Origin of the sequence: Psychrobacter sp. UBA6291 (assembly GCF_002439405.1) — a bacterium.
Lineage (GTDB): Bacteria > Pseudomonadota > Gammaproteobacteria > Pseudomonadales > Moraxellaceae > Psychrobacter > Psychrobacter faecalis.
The window spans coordinates 50,481-67,110 of record NZ_DJUD01000041.1; the positions used below are offsets into that span (position 1 = coordinate 50,481).

Below are 16,630 nucleotides of genomic sequence, written 5' to 3' on the forward strand. Positions count from 1 at the left end.
ACTAATATAAATCTTTTGCCGCCTCAGTCTGGCTTTGGCTCTGTTTTATACAACAAAAAAATAGGAATTATTATGAGTAGTGACAATCATCAATCAAACAATGACGAAAATAATGACACTCAAAACAACCATACCAAAGCCTATACGCCGCCTAAAGTATGGAAAAACGACAGCGAAAATGGTGGTAAGTTCGCCAGTATCAATCGCCCAACAGCTGGCGCGCGCCATGAGCAAAAATTACCGGTCGGCGATGCACCTTTACAGCTGTATTCACTAAATACCCCGAATGGCGTCAAGGTAAATATCTTGTTAGAAGAGCTTGCCGAGCTGAATGTTAAAGGCGCTGAGTACGACGCCTACAAAATAGATATCTCTGCGGGCGATCAATTTGGCTCAGGGTTTGTCGCTATCAACCCCAATTCTAAAATCCCGGCGCTGGTTGATTATACTGATGCTTTAAATGATAAAAATGCTGGCGAGCCTATTGCGCTTTTTGAGTCGGGGGCTATTTTATTATATTTAGCGGAAAAGTTTGGCAAATTTATCCCGATGCAGCAAGGTAAAGCGCGCGCAGATTGTCTGTCTTGGCTGATGTGGCAGATGGGTAGTGCGCCGTTTTTAGGTGGCGGTTTTGGGCATTTCTACGCCTATGCGCCCGAACCGCTAGAGTATCCTATCAATCGCTATACGATGGAGACCAAACGCCAGCTTGATGTGCTAGATAAGCACCTCAAAGACCACGAGTATATGTGCGGTAATGATGAGGCGGACTATAATATCGCTGATATGATTATCTGGGCGTGGTACGGTCAGCTGGTGCTGGGCAAGCTTTATGATGCGGCAGAATTTTTACAAGTAGATGATTACAAAAACATCAAACGTTGGGCACAAAAAATCGCCGACCGTCCAGCGGTAAAACGCGCCGTAGATTTAGAATTAAAGCCTATTGTTTAAAGATTTAACTTTATCAGTTTATATTTAAATAGTCGTAGCAAAACATAAGTTTTCATAAAAAGGTTAATAAGCCATTGCTTGTTAACCTTTTGCTTTTTTAATATCCGTTATTCCAAATATATTTATCGGTATATCGCTCTTTGACTATACTTTCATCTTTACATAATGGTACATTAGCATAACAGATAGAAACATTAGTACGTTAAGATAGTAGCCACCGCCTTCTTGGGCAGGTGTTGATATTTCTTCTATTAATGAGTAATGACTATGAAGAATAATAAAACTCAGCCTATACTACTACCTCTATTCAACGAGATGGTTTTTCTACCTTTACCATTCACTCGTCAATCGCCAAGCGCATGTAGTCTGCTAACAGACAATGCTCCTAGCAAAAACAACCCGCATAGAAAAAACATTTTGATAAAAATAAAAAAGTTGCCTTTATTCATGACAAAAAAAATGATATTACCGTTATTTGCTGCCCTTAGCGCCGCTTTATTGAGTTCCGTGACGCAGGCTGCCACGCCTGTAAGCTTTAGTAATCAAGATTGGGAAGTCGCTTGCGACAATACGCGTACTTGCCGGCTGGCAGGTTACCAAGCGGAGAATAATAGCGATTTACCTGTGTCTTTACTATTGGTACGCCGCGCAGGAGCAAACGCTACCGTCGATGGCAAAGTAAAGCTTGGCGGCGCTAAAGAAAGCTCTGCTAAAGCGCTGATGCAGCTTGGTAATCGCCATCGTATCTCACTGTTTATTAATGATAGAGATTATGGAGAAACCAAGCCTTACTCAGTGGCCGCAGGTCATGCCGAGCTAACCTCAGCGCAGGTGAGCGCGCTGCTTGATGCCTTGACCAAATCAAGCAAAATTGAGCTAGTGATTCGCAATACGCGCTGGCAGTTATCGGATAAAGGGGCCAGTGCAGTGATGCTCAAAGCCGACGAAGCTCAAGGCCGGGTAGGGACCTCAAGCGCTTTTATTAGCAATAACACCAGTAAATCTAATAGTGGCATCTTATCGCCGCAAGCCGCTCCTTCACTACGACTGGTCACTCCTAATCCTAACGCCCTCTCTAGTAGTAAGAAAAAATTTGCCATGCGCTCATCGCAGTTGGCAGAGATGATGAAAACCACTATGAAAGATGTCAACACTGAATGTCCAAACTTAGCGGATAAGACAGCGTGGCGCGTCAGCCGTTTAAACAGTAAGCAGCTGCTCGCCCAGCATGATTGTTGGACGGGCGCTTATAACACGGGTACGGGTGTTTGGGTATTCAATGACACTAAGCCTTATAAGCCGAGCTTGGTGACGACAAGCGCGACCGATTATGGCGATGGTAAAATAACCTCGGTGCAAAAAGGCCGCGGGCTTGGCGACTGTTTAGCCAAAAGTGAATGGGTATGGACAGGCAGAGCGTTTGAGAAAAGTCATGAAAGCACCACAGGTATGTGCCGGCTGATAGAGGCGGGCGGCGCTTGGCAATTGCCAACCTATGTGACGGAAGTGGAAATGTCGCGTTAATAGCGCGTATGTTAGAAATTATTGTATTAAAGATAAAAGCGTTGAAGCGGCTGTATTAAAGACTGGCGCAGCGGCTTTTTAGCCTAAATTGTTTGAGATATGACCTATTTTTACCATGAACAGAAAAATAGGTACTGTTTGCGCTAATGTTGTGCTATACTGCGTCGCCACGTTAGCATAGACTAGCGTGAATTATGAGATTGATAACATCGCCTGCGATTTTGGGTCTAGGATGACCATAAGTAATTGTTGCCGATGATTTTGTGTACTTAAATAACCTTTTCTATTAATAGTGAAAAATCCGTTATTTTTGACTCATATCTTATCTACTGACCGCTATATCGGTTAGATTGGTTGTTACCAGCCTTTATCTGCTTTGGACAAAGCATTGATAATGCGCTTTTAGCAAACAAGGATAAGACACTCGGCACTACCACCAAAATACGTCAGACAGCACGAACGCCTTTATAATATTGACAAGCTTTATGGCTTGGCTTTTGATTGTTAAGCCTTTTAAGGTGAGACAATAATTTTATAAATGCGGCGTGATGAACGGTTATCAGTGGTATGCATCAAGCTTGCTGAATTTACAGCAGCTTATACTTACCAAGGATTACTATGACTGACATCTTATCTGCTATCGCCGCTGAAAACGGCATCATCGACAGCACTGATACCCCAAACACCACTGCAACTGCTGATACCAATAATCAAGCGGCTACTACTGACGCTGCTGAAGAAAATAAAATCACTTTTAGCGACCTTGATATTGCCAAGCCGATTTTGACCGCGCTTGACCGCGTTGGCTATACCAACCCAACACCTATTCAAGAACAAGCCATTCCTTTTGCTCTAGCGGGTCGCGACTTATTATTGTCAGCGCAAACCGGTAGTGGTAAAACTGCGGCATTTGTTATCCCAGTACTTGACCGTTTAAGCCGTGCCACTAGCTTTGACAAATTAACCAAAGCCCTTATCTTAACGCCAACGCGTGAGCTTGCTCAACAAGTACATGACAGCGTTCGTACCTATTCAAAAGACATGCGCGGTCTGTTCTGTGTGCCATTAGTCGGCGGCGCACCGTACAACGGTCAGATTACTGCGCTAAGAAAAGGCGTTCAAGTGATTGTTGCGACGCCTGGTCGTTTACTTGACCATATCAAAGCCGGTCGCGTTGATTTATCAAACCTTGAAGTGTTGGTACTTGACGAAGCTGACCGTATGCTAGACATGGGTTTTGCTGATGATATCAACGATATCTTGAAAGCGGCACCTGATAATCGTCAAACGATTATGTGTTCAGCGACTTGGGATGGCCCTGTTGGCAAGATTGCGGCGAGCTTCACCAAAAATCCTGAGCGCGTTTCAATCAAAGTTGAATCGGCGCATATCGAAGAAAAAGTATACTACTGTGATGATTTTGATCACAAAAATCGTTTGCTTGATAAAGTTGTTTGTGACAAAGATATAGAACAAATCATTATCTTTGCAGCGACCAAACGTAGTACAGAAAAATTGGCCAAACAGCTGCAAGAAGCGGGTCATAAAGCCAGTTTCCTCCATGGCGATTTGCCGCAAAGCAAGCGTAACCGTATCGTACAAGACTTACGTAATGGCAAGGTTAAAATCCTAGTAGCGACCGACGTTGCTGCTCGCGGTCTAGACGTACCAGCGATTTCACACGTTATTAACTATGACTTGCCACGTCAAACCGAAGATTACGTCCACCGTATCGGTCGTTGTGGCCGTGCTGGTCGTACTGGTATTGCTATCAGCTTATGTAGCATGGATGATCGTCCACAGCTAAACGCTATCAATCGTTACTTAGATCGCAAAATGGAAGTCTGTGTTATCGAAGGTATGGAACCTAAGAAGACTTATGTACCGAGCGAAAACAAAGGTAATGGTCGTGGCCGTGGTCGTGGACGCTCTAACGGCGGCGGTAACGGTCAAGGCCGTGGTCGTTCAGCAGGCGGTTATGCAGGTCGTTCAAACGGCGGTAATGGTCAAGGCCGTGGTCGCTCAAGCGACAGCGCGCCGACTGGTCAACGCGCCAGCAATGACAGCGGTTATCAAGGCAAGCCAAGTGAGCGCTCAGGTGGCAAACCCTATCAAGGCAAACGCACAGGCGCGCCTAGCCGTGGTGACGGTACCAGCGCACCACGCGGCGATCGCGCTGCAACCGGTCGCGGTCGTCCAAGTGGCAGCCAAGGTCGCCCAGCGAATCGCTCTGACAGCCGTGGTCAAGGTCGTCCAACAGGCGGCAACCGTGGTAGAAACTCGTAATAACGTTATAATGAATGGTTAATAATGGCTTAAATAAATGTCATTATTAATCATATAGCGTCATATTAAAAAGCCAGATACTTGTTGTCTGGCTTTTTTGTGCGTCAAAATACTTGTATGTTTCACTAATAAAAAGTCAACAATGCTATATCGTTGCTTGCGCGTCTTTTTCGCCTTGTCTATACTGACAGGCTTTTAATCATCGTGTGCTGCGGAGCTGTCTGATGCCCGATATTTCTCATTTAGCCATTGGTAATCTGCCGTTAGCCTTTGGCATTATCATGGCCATTATTGGTTTGGTGTTTTATACCCAAGGGCTGCCTGGTAAGTTTTGGCGCCGCTTTTATGCCGTACTGCCGGGTATTGTATTGTGCTGCTTTATTCCTGCAACCCTAAATAGCTTGGGTGTCTTTGCTGATGGTATTGGTTCACAGATTTATGGCTTTACCGCCACCTATCTGTTGCCAGCCAGTTTGCTATTGATGACCTTGTCGATGGATGTGCCAAAAATATTAGGTTTAGGCTGGAAAGCCATTGCGATGTTTTTTGCGGCTAGTATTGCCATTGTTATTAGTGGGCCGATTAGCTTAGGTATTGCCAAATGGATATCACCTAATATGTTTACCGACGATACCTTATGGCGCGGGTTTTCAGCGGTCGCGGGTAGCTGGATTGGCGGGGCAGCAAACCAAGCGGCGATGAAAGAGCTGTTTGGCGTCAGTGATGATTTATTTGGCATGATGATTTTGGTCGATACCACCAATGCCTCATTATGGCTATTGGCGATTTTGGTCATGGCAAAGCACAGCGCAAAGATAGATAAGTTTTTACGGGCGGATAGCAGTAGTATTGATAAAGTGATTGCTGCGGTGGAAAGCTATGAGCGAGACCATGCGCGTCCTGCCACTATCAATGATTTGATGGTGATGTTTGGCTTGTGTTTTGCCATGGTCGGGGTGGCGCATTTCGCAGGCGGGCAGATAGCAGGCTTCTTTGCGCCTTATAGTTGGGCAGTACAATATAGCTTTGCCAGCTCGTTCTTTTGGATGGTGGTGATTATCACCTTAATAGGGGTGGTGTTTTCCTTTACCAAAATCCGCCGTCTTGACCATGTTGGCGCCTCCAAAATCGGGACGGTATTTATCTTTGTCTTAATCGCGGCTATCGGCATGCAAATCAATCTAGCGGGCATTGTCTCGCAGTGGCGCTTACTACTCATTGGTCTACTATGGATGAGTATTCACGTTGTGATTGTTTTTGCGGTTGCTAGAATGATTCGTGCGCCATTCTTCTTTTTGGCAGTTGGCTCGAATGCCAATACCGGCGGCGCGTCATCAGCACCGATTGTCGCTACAGCATTTCATCCGTCACTGGCGCCAGTCGGGGTATTTTTGGGTATTTTAGGCTATGCCGTGGGTACTTTTGGTGGTTATATCAGTACGCAAATGATGCGGCTGGTGGTGGGGTGATAGCACTTAACTAAATGCTGGCGTGTTTGGATTGTGGGCGCATCTGCTTAGCCAAAATATCGCCTCTAAGGTGATGCCATTTGCCTTACTGGTGCCCGTGTTTGGGATGGCGACTTCAGTGTTGTTTACAGGAGAGGTGGTCACATGGTGGAAGATGCTAGCGATGGTGCTTATCTTATCTGGGCTGGTATTGGCTAATATAAAGATAGGACTATGGAGAAAGGCGGTTCGTACCTAGTATTGAATAACGTATACAATTGAAGTTAGTAAGAATAGACAAAAAGAGCAGTGCCGCACATATGAGGTATTGCTCTTTTTTTATGCTAAACGCTTTATATCGCACTATGATAACCGTAAAAACAGGCTGCTTATCGTTACATCTGTACACTCACAGTCAAAAACTCTGCACACACAGTCCATCTATTTGACCAAAACCTCGCTATAGTGAAAAAGCTTGATCATTAGGATAGATGATAAGCCAGATAAAGCGCGCGCTGAAGGATAAGGATAAATGGTCATATAGACCGGTATATTCTTTTATTTCGCCTATATAAACGCGCTGTTTCCGACCCAAATTTCTCGACAAGGAGTCTTTCATGAGCAACGCTCACCCTTCTATAGATCCCATTACCTTGTCTGTCGTACGTGGCGCCCTAGAAACGGCGCAGCGTGAGATGACAACCACCTTAGAAAAAACCGCCCGTTCGAGTGTCTTTAACTTAGCTCATGACTATAGTAATGCGCTGTTTGATCATCTGCCTGAGATGATTTTGCAAGGGCAAGACATTCCCATTCATTTAGGCTCACTGATGCCCGCCATGAAAGCCGTCGCCGAATATTATGGTGATGACATTCATGAAGGCGATGTGATTTATCATAACGATCCTGTGATGATGGGCAGCCATATCCTAGATTGCTGTATGTATAAGCCGGTGTTTTATAAAGGTGAGCTGGTCTTTTGGACGGTCTGTAAAGGTCATGTCACTGATATCGGTGGCCCTGTGCCAGCCGGCTATAACCCTGATGCCAAAGAGATATATGCCGAAGGCTTACGCATTCCGCCCATTAAGCTGTGGGAAAAAGGCGTCAAACGCCATGATGTCATTAATTTGCTGCACAGCAATATGCGCTCACGCCGTAATCAAGAAGGCGATCTCAATGCCCAGTACGGCGCGTGTGCCGTCGGTGAGCGTAATATGATTGCGCTGCTAGACAAATATGGCATTGAGACGGTACGTGGAGCGATTGAAGAGCTAAAGAGCATGGCTGACCATCATATGCGCTCGTTAATCTCGTCTATCCCAGATGGCGATTATCATGGCGAGGCGGTATTAGAAGACTCAGGTCATGGCTTGGGTGATATGACCATCAGCGCCGACATTGTCATCAAAGACAGTGATGTACATATTAAAATCACCAGTCCGCCGCAAGTCCCTTATTTTATCAACTCTTATGCTGGTAACTCGATGTCAGGAGTATTGCTTGGGCTAATGATGTTTGCCCAAGTAGAGCCGCCGTATAACGAAGGCTTATACCGCTGTGTGACCGTTGATTTGGGTGAGCATGGCACTTTATGTAATGCCAAAGAACCGGCGCCGCACGTCAACTGTACGACCACGCCGATGGAAACCTTAACCGATGCGGTACGTATGGCATTTGAAGCAGCGGCACCTGAGCGTGTTACCGCCTCTTGGGGGCATTCTTCAGGGATTAATATCGCTGGGATTGACCCAAAAACTGGCGAGCAATACGTCACCATGATTTTGGCGGCTATTATTTCAGGCGCAGGTGCTACACAACAAATGGATGGCTGGCATGCTTGTGGACCATTAAGCTGCTTTGGGGCGTTAAGCTCGGGAGATATTGAGCTGTTAGAGTACCAGTATCCTATCTTAATTCATAAGTATGGCTTGGCAGAAGGCAGTGGCGGCGTAGGCGAGTACCGCGGCGGCTGTGGTACGGTTTGGGAAGTTGAGCCATTAGACCATACGATGACGGTTATTGCCTTTGGCGAAGGTCGTCAGCATCCTACTATGGGCGCTGGCGGCGCGGAACAAATCTCACCTGAGCTCAAAGTTGGGCGTCTAGAGATACTACATAAAGACGGGCAAACGGACTTATATAGAAAAAACACCGTTACGGAAATCACGCCGGGTGAACGCGCGCGCAATATCAATCCGGGTGGCGGCGGCTACGGCAGCTCATTTGATCGCGATATTCAAGCGGTCATCAAGGATGTAAAAGAAAGGATTATCTCAATTGCTGCGGCAAAGATTGAATACGGTGTGGTGATTGACCCAGAAACTTTGACGCTAAATGAAGCTGAGACTGAGTACTTACGCCGCCAGATAACCGCATAAAACACACATTGAACTTTCATGATTGAGTTAAGGATGACTTATGAACAACGATTTTCGTATTGGCGTTGATGCTGGCGGGACTTTTACAGATTTTGTCTTGGCAGAAAAAACCGGTGATATTCATCTGTTTAAAGCACCATCAACCCCAGAGGATGGCACCCTAGCCATTGCCAATGGTCTACAGCAAATTGCCAACAAATTTAACCGTCCTATCGAGGACATCATTCAAACCTGTGACTTGTGTATTAATGGTACGACCGTCGCCCTAAATGCGCTGATTCAGATGACAGGTGTGAAAGTAGGCTTGCTATGTACCAAAGGACATGAAGACAGTATCGAGATACGCTTAGGGCACAAAGAAGAAGGGCACCGCTACGATGCCAGTTACCCGCCAGCGCCTTTGGCATTGATAACATTATCACCGTCGACATGGGCGGTACGTCTTTTGACATCACTATGGCCAAATCTGGCCGAACCAGCCTAAACCGTGATATTGATTTCCTACGCAATCGTATTGGCGTGCCGATGATTCATGTTGAAACGCTGGGCGCAGGCGGCGGCTCTATTGGTCATGTGAATAATTTTGGTATGTTAGAGGTAGGGCCGCAAAGTGCTGGCGCGACCCCAGGTCCTGCGTCTTATGGTAAAGGTGGTGAGTTGCCGACGGTGACTGATGCCAATCTGGTGTTAGGTTACCTTGAGCCCGATGCCGTGCTAGGCGGCTGCGTGACTTTGGATAAAGACAAAGCGCTGCAAGCGGTACAAAAACATATCGCCGATCCATTAAAGATTGACTTGGCGCATGCCGCCTTTGGTATCAGTGCTATTGTTAATCAAAACATGGCAAATGGGATTCGCCGTATTACTATTGAAAAAGGCTATGACCCTCGCGACTTTGCATTAATCTGTGCCGGTGGCGCAGGTGGTATGCATATTGTTGATTTGGCCGAAGAGATGGGGATTGGTACTATTTTGATACCAAAGATTGCCTCTTGTCTTTGCGCCTTTGGTCAAATCATCTCTGATATTAAATATAACTATCTGGCCACGCAGATGATGATTATTGCGCCAGATTCAGAGCTACAGTCGCTTAATGCTACCTTACACGAGCTAGAAAGCCTAGGCGTACAAAAGCTGTTAGAAGATGGCTTTGCAGAAGATGATATCATCATCGAGCGTACCATGGAGATGCGCTACGTCGGGCAGGTGCATGAGTGTAATGTGCTGATACCCAATGGCAAGCTTGATGTCGATAGCGTGCAAACGATTTTGGAAGCCTTCCATCACCGTCATAAAGAGCTTTATACTTATGATGAGCGTGACAACAAGGTCGAGCTGGTCAATATCGAAGTCGCTGTCATCGGTAAAATCAGTAAGCCCAAGCTACCAGAGCTTGCTAAGCAACAAGGTGATGTCAGTCAAGCGCAAGTAGGTAGCCGTGAGATGATCATGGATCAAGAATACGAATGGATTGATACGCCTATCTATAATGGTGAAGAGTTTGGGGCAGGGGCAATAGTTGCATGGCCGGCGCTTATTCAAGAACCAACCACCACGATTGTGATTAAAAAAGGCTGGCAAGCAGAATTGCATGAGACGGGCACTTATAAGCTGACCAAAGCCGCTTAGCTTGCTGTTTTTATCGTTATCGCTTTCTAGTTTTCCCATCAGGCATTAACCTCATTTAATGCCTGATTTTATTTTTGATATCGTATTTAGTACGCATCATATTTAGAAATCCAGTCGTCATACAGGTATGATATAAAGGAGAACGACATTTTATTAGCTGGCATGATACCTAAATGCCTATCAATTTTGTGATAGCTATTTTTACACACAGAGTATTCAAGGATGAATGCAAAATTAACCCCTTCCTTATGGTTACCTTCAACGCCTCCTATAAGCACGGCACAAACATTAGACGCGTTTGATTGGAAGCGCACCATCAATGACACCTATTTTGATCTCAATGTCAGCTTTCGCCAGCCAAGTCAGTTTTCTGGTTACTTGCAACACGCCAAGCTTTTAGATATCGGCGTGTCTCATTATCATGCCAATACCGTATATTATAAACGCAGCTTAGCGAGCCATCAGTCTAGTCACCACGGCAATAGTAATAACCGTAGCGACGACAGTATTTTAATCACCTTTCCTGTGACCGGTAGCGTCCGTTTTGCGCAAAAAAACCGCCAATTAACCTCAAGCCCGGGTCAGTTTTTTATTGAATTATCAAACTTACCTTATGAGTTTTATCATCTGCAAGAAGTATCGTTATATGTAATTAAGGTGCCATTAGCGCTATTAACCCCGCAAATGGGTACCATAGAGCGGCAGTTTGCCCGCAGTTTGTCTATTGATGAAGGGGCTGGCAGGCTGCTGGTTTTTCAAATTAGACAGATATTAGAGCTAATTCAGCAGCATAGATTGGCGGCTTTAGAGGTTAAAATCCTAGAGCAGCAGCTGCTTAATCTTATTGTATTGACATTGAGCGCCCCAAAAGAGGTGATGATGAGTAGCAGCTCGTCCATACAGTCGGTGCACCTAAAGCGCATCGAGCATTACGTCTATTTGCATGCCCTATAGTTTTTCGGAATGGGTAAAAGAGCTACGTTTAAAGCAGGCCAATCATATTTTAAAAACCAAAAGCTATATAACCATCGATGAAGTGGCGCATAAAGTCGGTTACGGCGACCAAGGTTACTTTGCTCGTATTTATAAGCAGCATTTCGGTTATACGCCGCGAGATACTCCAGGCACAGGCACAGAATAGTCATTGTTATGTACTCTGTCATGCAGTCGCTGTATGATTTGCCTATTAAGAATAATAACCACAGCGCAAGCATTTATATTGGGATTAGGATTGGGGGAGAGCTGAGATGATTAACGTTATGAATGATGACGTGGCAAAAGTAGAGATATATGAAAGCGCTGATGGAAAAGCACAGGTAGACGTTCGCTTCGAGCAAGAGACTGTCTGGCTCACGCAAGCACAAATGTCCGAGCTGTTTGGTCGTGACCAATCGGTGATTTCTCGTCACATTGCTAATGCCATAAAAGAGGAAGAAATCGCTGAAAAAAGCAATATGCAAAAAATGCATATTGCAAATTCTGATCGTCCTGTGACGTTTTATGACTTAGATGTCGTCATTTCAGTAGGTTATCGCATCAAATCTCCCCAAGGTGTGCAGTTTAGACGCTGGGCAACGCAGCGCTTACGTGAATACTTGGTCCAAGGCTACACGCTCAATCAAGAGCGCTTTGATAAAAATTCAAGCGAGCTACAACAAGCGTTAAATTTAATTCGAAAAACCGCGCAAAGTCCCGAGCTGAAAACCGATGAAGGTCGCGGCTTGGTTGAGATTATCAGCCGTTATACACAGACATTCTTATGGTTACAGCGCTATGATGAAGGCTTGCTTGACGATCCCGCAGGGCAAGAGGGCGGTATCTTACCCAGTCCAACTGAGGCAATGGCAGCGCTGACGGATTTGAAAGCACAGCTGATAGATAGAGGTGAGGCGACTGAGCTATTTGCCAAGCCTCGCGGTGATGGCTTGGACAGTGTGCTGGGTAATTTAGAGCAGACGGTGTTTGGCGCGCCTGCATACCCGACCATCGAGAGTAAAGCGGCGCATCTGCTGTACTTTATGGTCAAAAACCATCCTTTTACCGATGGCAATAAACGCAGCGGCGCTTTTTTGTTTGTAGATTTTCTGCATCGCAATAATCGACTGCTCAATGATAAAGGTGACATGGTCATCAATAACACCGGGCTTGCCGCATTAACCTTGTTGGTTGCCGAGTCTGACCCCAACCAAAAAGAAACCTTGATTAAATTAATTATGAACATGCTGTCCTTAGAGTCTTGATAAATAGGCTTATTGTCAGCACCATTTAACCCATTAAAAATACATAACGCCAATAATAAAAAGCACAGTCTAAAGACGAAATTAAAGGAAATTCACTATGTTTAGCATGATAAAAGACTGGCGCGAGCAGCGCATATTGGACAACAGCGCGTTTACCCGTGGTGACTGGCTGCAAGCGGCTAAGCGTATTGTGATACTTGATAGGCTAGACGAGGATGAGCTAATACGTCTGTTTGAGCTGGCGACGTTATTTTTGTCGGATAAGTCGATTACTGGCGCACAAGGTTTCGAGATTACCGACGCGGTCAAGCAATCTATCGCCTTACAAGCTTGCCTGCCTATTTTAAACCTAAACCTTGAGTGGTACGCTGGCTGGTCAGCCATTATTATTTATCCGGGTTCTTATAAAAGCGAAACCACCACTGTCGATGAATTGGGGGTTGTCCATGAGGGCAGTCAGCACCGTAGCGGCGAAGCATGGCTGCGTGGTCCTGTTATTCTGTCGTGGAAGGATGCCAAACACTCAGGCGAGCGCGATGGTCATAACGTCGTCATTCATGAGTTTGTGCATAAGCTTGATATGCTAAATGGTCGTGCCAATGGCTTTCCGCCGCTGCAACCGGATATGGATCCGGCGCGCTGGACTGAAATTATGACGCGAGATTTTGAGGATTTTCAAAGCCATCATAAATCAGGTCTCGACCGTTATGGCGCGACCAATCCTGCGGAGTTTTTTGCAGTACTGAGTGAGGTGTTTTTTGAAACGCCGCAAAAGCTGATTGAGGCTTATCCTGATATTTACGACATAATGGTGAAGTTTTTTCGCCAAACGCCGCTCTAATCAAAAGTGAATATATAGCAATAAAAGCAAATAAAAAGGGCAGTGTATTGATTTAATCACACTGCCCGTTATTGATTTTTACGACTGTAAGCAATTGTTTTTATAGATAAGAATTGCTTAAACCGTCCATTGTTCATTGACGATAGCGACCAAATAGCGCTTGCCTTGGTACTCATCAAACACTAAGCGTAGGATACGCCAATCCATACCAGAGTATTGCTCTGAGCCTTTATGGTAAAACTCAACAAACTCAGAATTGGGATAAATTTCTTTTAAATTATTAATCATATTGCCGCTGTGCTTAAACTCGTTAACGCTGATACTGGCATTGTTATAGGTATCGCCATCGACCCATGTTTCCAAGTATTCTGGGAGCGGAATCACTAACGGCTCACCAGACCCATCACGTTCACCCCAAGTAAAGCGGATTTTGGCTTGTTGTAAGTACTGCGCGAATTGTTCACGGCTAAAGACTTTATCAGTCTCAGGGCGCACATAGGCATACATGGAAAAACGCACGCCGCGCGTCGGATGAATGTCGTTGGTAATGCGCGCAAAGTCGTTGTTCGCTAGGGCTCGCTGGATACGTAAAGCTTGCTGCTTAAGCGTTTGCTGGCTCATATCGGAGACAACGGGTGCTGAGGTGTTGCCATTTTGTTGGCTGGGTATTTTGACGCTAGACTCAGCGGAAGATGAGCAGCCAGTCGCGAAAAGTATGGAAGCAAAGCACGCAGCAGTGGTTAATTTATACAAACCTGACTGAAAAATATTAAAACGAGATGATGCCTTCATAAAAATATCCTTATCGTAGCTTATTAAAATTAGAATAGCTTGAAACCTAGGTCATTACTGGTTTACATCGGTGTTCGCTTATCAGTAGCGATTATTTATCAATAGTACTCATAGCTGCCTAAAGTTGATAATGTTGCTGTGTAAACGGGGTTTTGGTTTAAAAGCTTAATTGACATAATAATAGCGTAAAATGATAGTTTATATTCTTTTTTATGAATATTATACATCATAAGTCGTAGCCGATGGAGAGCGCCATGCAGAAAACCATATTTTCTATCATGATGTTAATCATAGGGTTTTTTGCCATGTCTGCGACCGCCAATCTAACAGAAGCCTTGCAGACGACGTTTGCCATGAAAGTCACGACCATCGCAGATATGTACCAACAAGATATCGATAATCAGGGTCAGGATTATCCAGTGGTTTTGCACCAATATGGCAGCCCAGAGCTAAAAGCGGCCATGCAGCTTGAGCGGGATTATTTTGATAGAAAGCAAATGTCTTGTCATATTGGTTATGATGTTTTATGGAGTTCGCAAGATCCTGATTATGAGCAAGATAAGCAATTTGCAGTGACCGAGCAAGGATTGGTGCAAGTCAGTTTGGCACAAGGCGATGATGTGTATTATGAACTGTCATGTAAAAGCGTTGGTCATGACGTGGCTTGCCAAGTGACGGATGTCATCCTAGATAAGGATGGAAAATCTTTACGCGAGTATTTGCTAGAGCATTGTCGTTAGCTGGCGCTGAAGTTTTAAATGAAAAGTTTAAAGTCGGTGATGGTATTAATATTAAATGCAAAGATGGACATTGTAGACAATTCATTTTGACTAGAAACGAACGACAATTATGACAGATGAAGTTAGATAAAAATGTTGTGTACATAACTCTTAAGACCGTTGGTTTGTTTTCGCATAATGTATATTATGTTAAATAGACAATACCTGATGATAAGCTTATGGAGTCATCATTATATGATAAACCCTTATTAAGGTTGGTTGATGATTGATTAATTCTCATACCTACTAACTATTCATAAAGTCATCTTCATCAACATCCTCGTTTGATTGTAGTACAACTCGATATATCTAATGATATTGGTAATAGCGGCAAACCTTGTTTTATAGTCTTGGTAATATACTAGTTCGTTCTTCAATATGCCCCAGAAGCTTTCTATGGGTGCGTTGTCAAAGCAGTTACCTTTAGCGCTCATTGAGCTTGTAAAGTGAGGCTGCTTGATGATCTTATGGTACGCGTGGCTACATACTGGCTGCCTATTTTAGAGTGAACGACTAGCCCTTTACTGGGTCGTTTGTTCTTGATGGCCATGTTCAATACTTTGCATACTAGATCTGCTGTCATGCGTTTGATGATGGCGTAACCGACAAGCTCTTTAATGTATAAGTCTTTAACGCCTGCTAAATACAGCCAACCTTCATTTGTCCAGATATAGGTGATGTCATGGCCTTGCTCGGTGAGTGTTGCATGCAAACGTTCATAACCATAACGTTCTTTACTTTCACTGTGAGCGGCTTTAACTAGTAGCTCACAATGGTTGCGATGTATCTGCTGCTCGCTGATATCGCGACTACTCCAGTCGTAATAGCTTGATGGTTTGACGCTTAACACACGGCACATAGAGACGATACTAAAGACCTGTCTATTAGTTTTTATAAAGGCGTACTTTACTAGCTGTGCTTGGCAAAGTACGCCGTCGCCTCACTCGAGCATAGCTCTCCCCTTGCGTCGGGGCGAAGCAATGCTCCGCTTTATCCCTCCTCATTTAATATCTCTCGCTCTTCTTCAGCAACTTTAAGTTGTCGCTTGAGCTACTTTATTTCTTGAATAGCTGCCATAAGATCAGGTTCATATTGCTGAGTGCTGATAAGCTTGCCTTGATTGGCTTTATTGTGCCAATTAGATAAGGTCTGCATGGCGATGCCAAGCTGCTTTGCAGTCGCTGAGATATTGCCATTATTGTCTGCTATCTTCTTGACTGCCTCGGCTTTAAATTCGTCACAGTAGGTTCTTACTTTCTTGGTCATGATAAACTCCGATTAATACGCTTAGTTTACCAAATTTACCTCTACGGTTTCTTCAGCATAGCTCAAACCATTTTTTAGTAGTCATGGTGTTTAGTCGCACGCCTTCGCCTTTGACGTATATCATCCTAAGCACATATTAGGCATCAGCATCACCTTGATTAGCTTCGCGTTGAACTTGGCTAAAATCAGTAACCATAGCTGACACAGACAGCATCGCTGCTGCTAAAAAAGGATATATTTACGTGTTAAAGAGGTTTTAGGGAGGGTCATAGCAGATTTCTATAGATAGTTTTTTGGAACTTAAACTTATGTATTATTCTCATGATAGCAGAGCTATTTTCGAGCACTCGAACCGATGACTTTTTTTGCATGAAAACCATTTAACGTAACATCTCTAGGAAGAAGCTCAGTCTGCTAGTGAGGACTTGAGTCTTAGGCTATGCATTTATGGATTTATATCAAAAACAGTTTAGGGCGTGTCTTCAATTCA

General features: G+C 44.6%; 14 protein-coding genes and 1 pseudogene. 13 read left to right on the forward strand and 2 right to left on the reverse strand.

Going from position 1 to position 16,630, the window contains the following annotated elements; translation table 11 throughout:
- The first annotated feature begins 72 nt into the window (after nucleotides 1–72).
- From yghU to B3R91_RS06775, 12 genes are all read left to right on the forward strand, one after another.
- A complete protein-coding gene (yghU, locus tag B3R91_RS06720) occupies nucleotides 73–954 on the forward strand; it encodes a glutathione-dependent disulfide-bond oxidoreductase (RefSeq protein ID WP_144296173.1) in 882 nt (293 codons plus the stop codon).
- Between the two features lie 447 nt (nucleotides 955–1,401).
- Complete coding sequence (locus B3R91_RS06725; protein WP_286796930.1) at nucleotides 1,402–2,478, forward strand: DUF1176 domain-containing protein; 1,077 nt, start codon at nucleotides 1,402–1,404, stop codon at nucleotides 2,476–2,478.
- A gap of 618 nt (nucleotides 2,479–3,096) precedes the next feature.
- Complete coding sequence (locus tag B3R91_RS06730) at nucleotides 3,097–4,764, forward strand: DEAD/DEAH box helicase (protein WP_286796931.1); 1,668 nt, start codon at nucleotides 3,097–3,099, stop codon at nucleotides 4,762–4,764.
- A gap of 224 nt (nucleotides 4,765–4,988) precedes the next feature.
- Nucleotides 4,989–6,233, forward strand: a complete 1,245-nt coding sequence (locus B3R91_RS06735) for a DUF819 domain-containing protein (RefSeq protein WP_286796932.1) — start codon at nucleotides 4,989–4,991, stop codon at nucleotides 6,231–6,233.
- 22 nt (nucleotides 6,234–6,255) lie between these two features.
- Nucleotides 6,256–6,471, forward strand: coding sequence for an EamA family transporter (locus B3R91_RS06740; protein ID WP_286796933.1), 216 nt, complete (start codon nucleotides 6,256–6,258; stop codon nucleotides 6,469–6,471).
- A gap of 358 nt (nucleotides 6,472–6,829) precedes the next feature.
- Complete coding sequence (locus B3R91_RS06745) at nucleotides 6,830–8,593, forward strand: hydantoinase B/oxoprolinase family protein (RefSeq protein WP_286796934.1); 1,764 nt, start codon at nucleotides 6,830–6,832, stop codon at nucleotides 8,591–8,593.
- A 40-nt stretch (nucleotides 8,594–8,633) separates the two neighbouring features.
- The gene (locus B3R91_RS06750) at nucleotides 8,634–9,077 is read left to right on the forward strand and encodes a hydantoinase/oxoprolinase N-terminal domain-containing protein (protein WP_286796935.1); all 444 of its coding nucleotides are present in this window, start codon (nucleotides 8,634–8,636) and stop codon (nucleotides 9,075–9,077) included.
- The gene (locus tag B3R91_RS06755) at nucleotides 9,050–10,222 is read left to right on the forward strand and encodes a hydantoinase/oxoprolinase family protein (RefSeq protein WP_286796936.1); all 1,173 of its coding nucleotides are present in this window, start codon (nucleotides 9,050–9,052) and stop codon (nucleotides 10,220–10,222) included. Before B3R91_RS06750 ends, B3R91_RS06755 begins: the two co-directional genes overlap by 28 nt.
- 222 nt (nucleotides 10,223–10,444) lie before the next feature.
- Nucleotides 10,445–11,176, forward strand: a complete 732-nt coding sequence (locus tag B3R91_RS06760; protein WP_286796937.1) for a cupin domain-containing protein — start codon at nucleotides 10,445–10,447, stop codon at nucleotides 11,174–11,176.
- Nucleotides 11,166–11,363, forward strand: a complete 198-nt coding sequence (locus B3R91_RS06765) for a helix-turn-helix domain-containing protein (protein WP_286796938.1) — start codon at nucleotides 11,166–11,168, stop codon at nucleotides 11,361–11,363. Before B3R91_RS06760 ends, B3R91_RS06765 begins: the two co-directional genes overlap by 11 nt.
- 106 nt (nucleotides 11,364–11,469) lie before the next feature.
- Complete coding sequence (gene rhuM, locus B3R91_RS06770) at nucleotides 11,470–12,462, forward strand: RhuM family protein (protein ID WP_286796939.1); 993 nt, start codon at nucleotides 11,470–11,472, stop codon at nucleotides 12,460–12,462.
- 97 nt (nucleotides 12,463–12,559) lie between these two features.
- Entirely contained in the window at nucleotides 12,560–13,303 is a 744-nt protein-coding gene (locus B3R91_RS06775; protein ID WP_286796940.1) for a zinc-dependent peptidase, read from the forward strand.
- Between the two features lie 117 nt (nucleotides 13,304–13,420).
- Here B3R91_RS06775 and B3R91_RS06780 read toward each other — a convergent pair whose 3' ends face one another.
- A complete protein-coding gene (locus B3R91_RS06780; protein WP_191689830.1) occupies nucleotides 13,421–14,095 on the reverse strand; it encodes a hypothetical protein in 675 nt (224 codons plus the stop codon).
- Between the two features lie 254 nt (nucleotides 14,096–14,349).
- Between B3R91_RS06780 and B3R91_RS06785 the strand changes: the two genes are divergently transcribed.
- Nucleotides 14,350–14,835: a hypothetical protein gene (locus tag B3R91_RS06785; protein ID WP_286796941.1), complete on the forward strand. Its 486-nt coding sequence runs from the start codon at nucleotides 14,350–14,352 to the stop codon at nucleotides 14,833–14,835.
- A 314-nt stretch (nucleotides 14,836–15,149) separates the two neighbouring features.
- Here the strand turns inward: B3R91_RS06785 and B3R91_RS06790 are convergent.
- Nucleotides 15,150–16,140 (reverse strand): annotated as a pseudogene (locus tag B3R91_RS06790) (IS3 family transposase); the annotation flags it as partial.
- Between the last annotated feature and the right edge of the window lie 490 nt (nucleotides 16,141–16,630).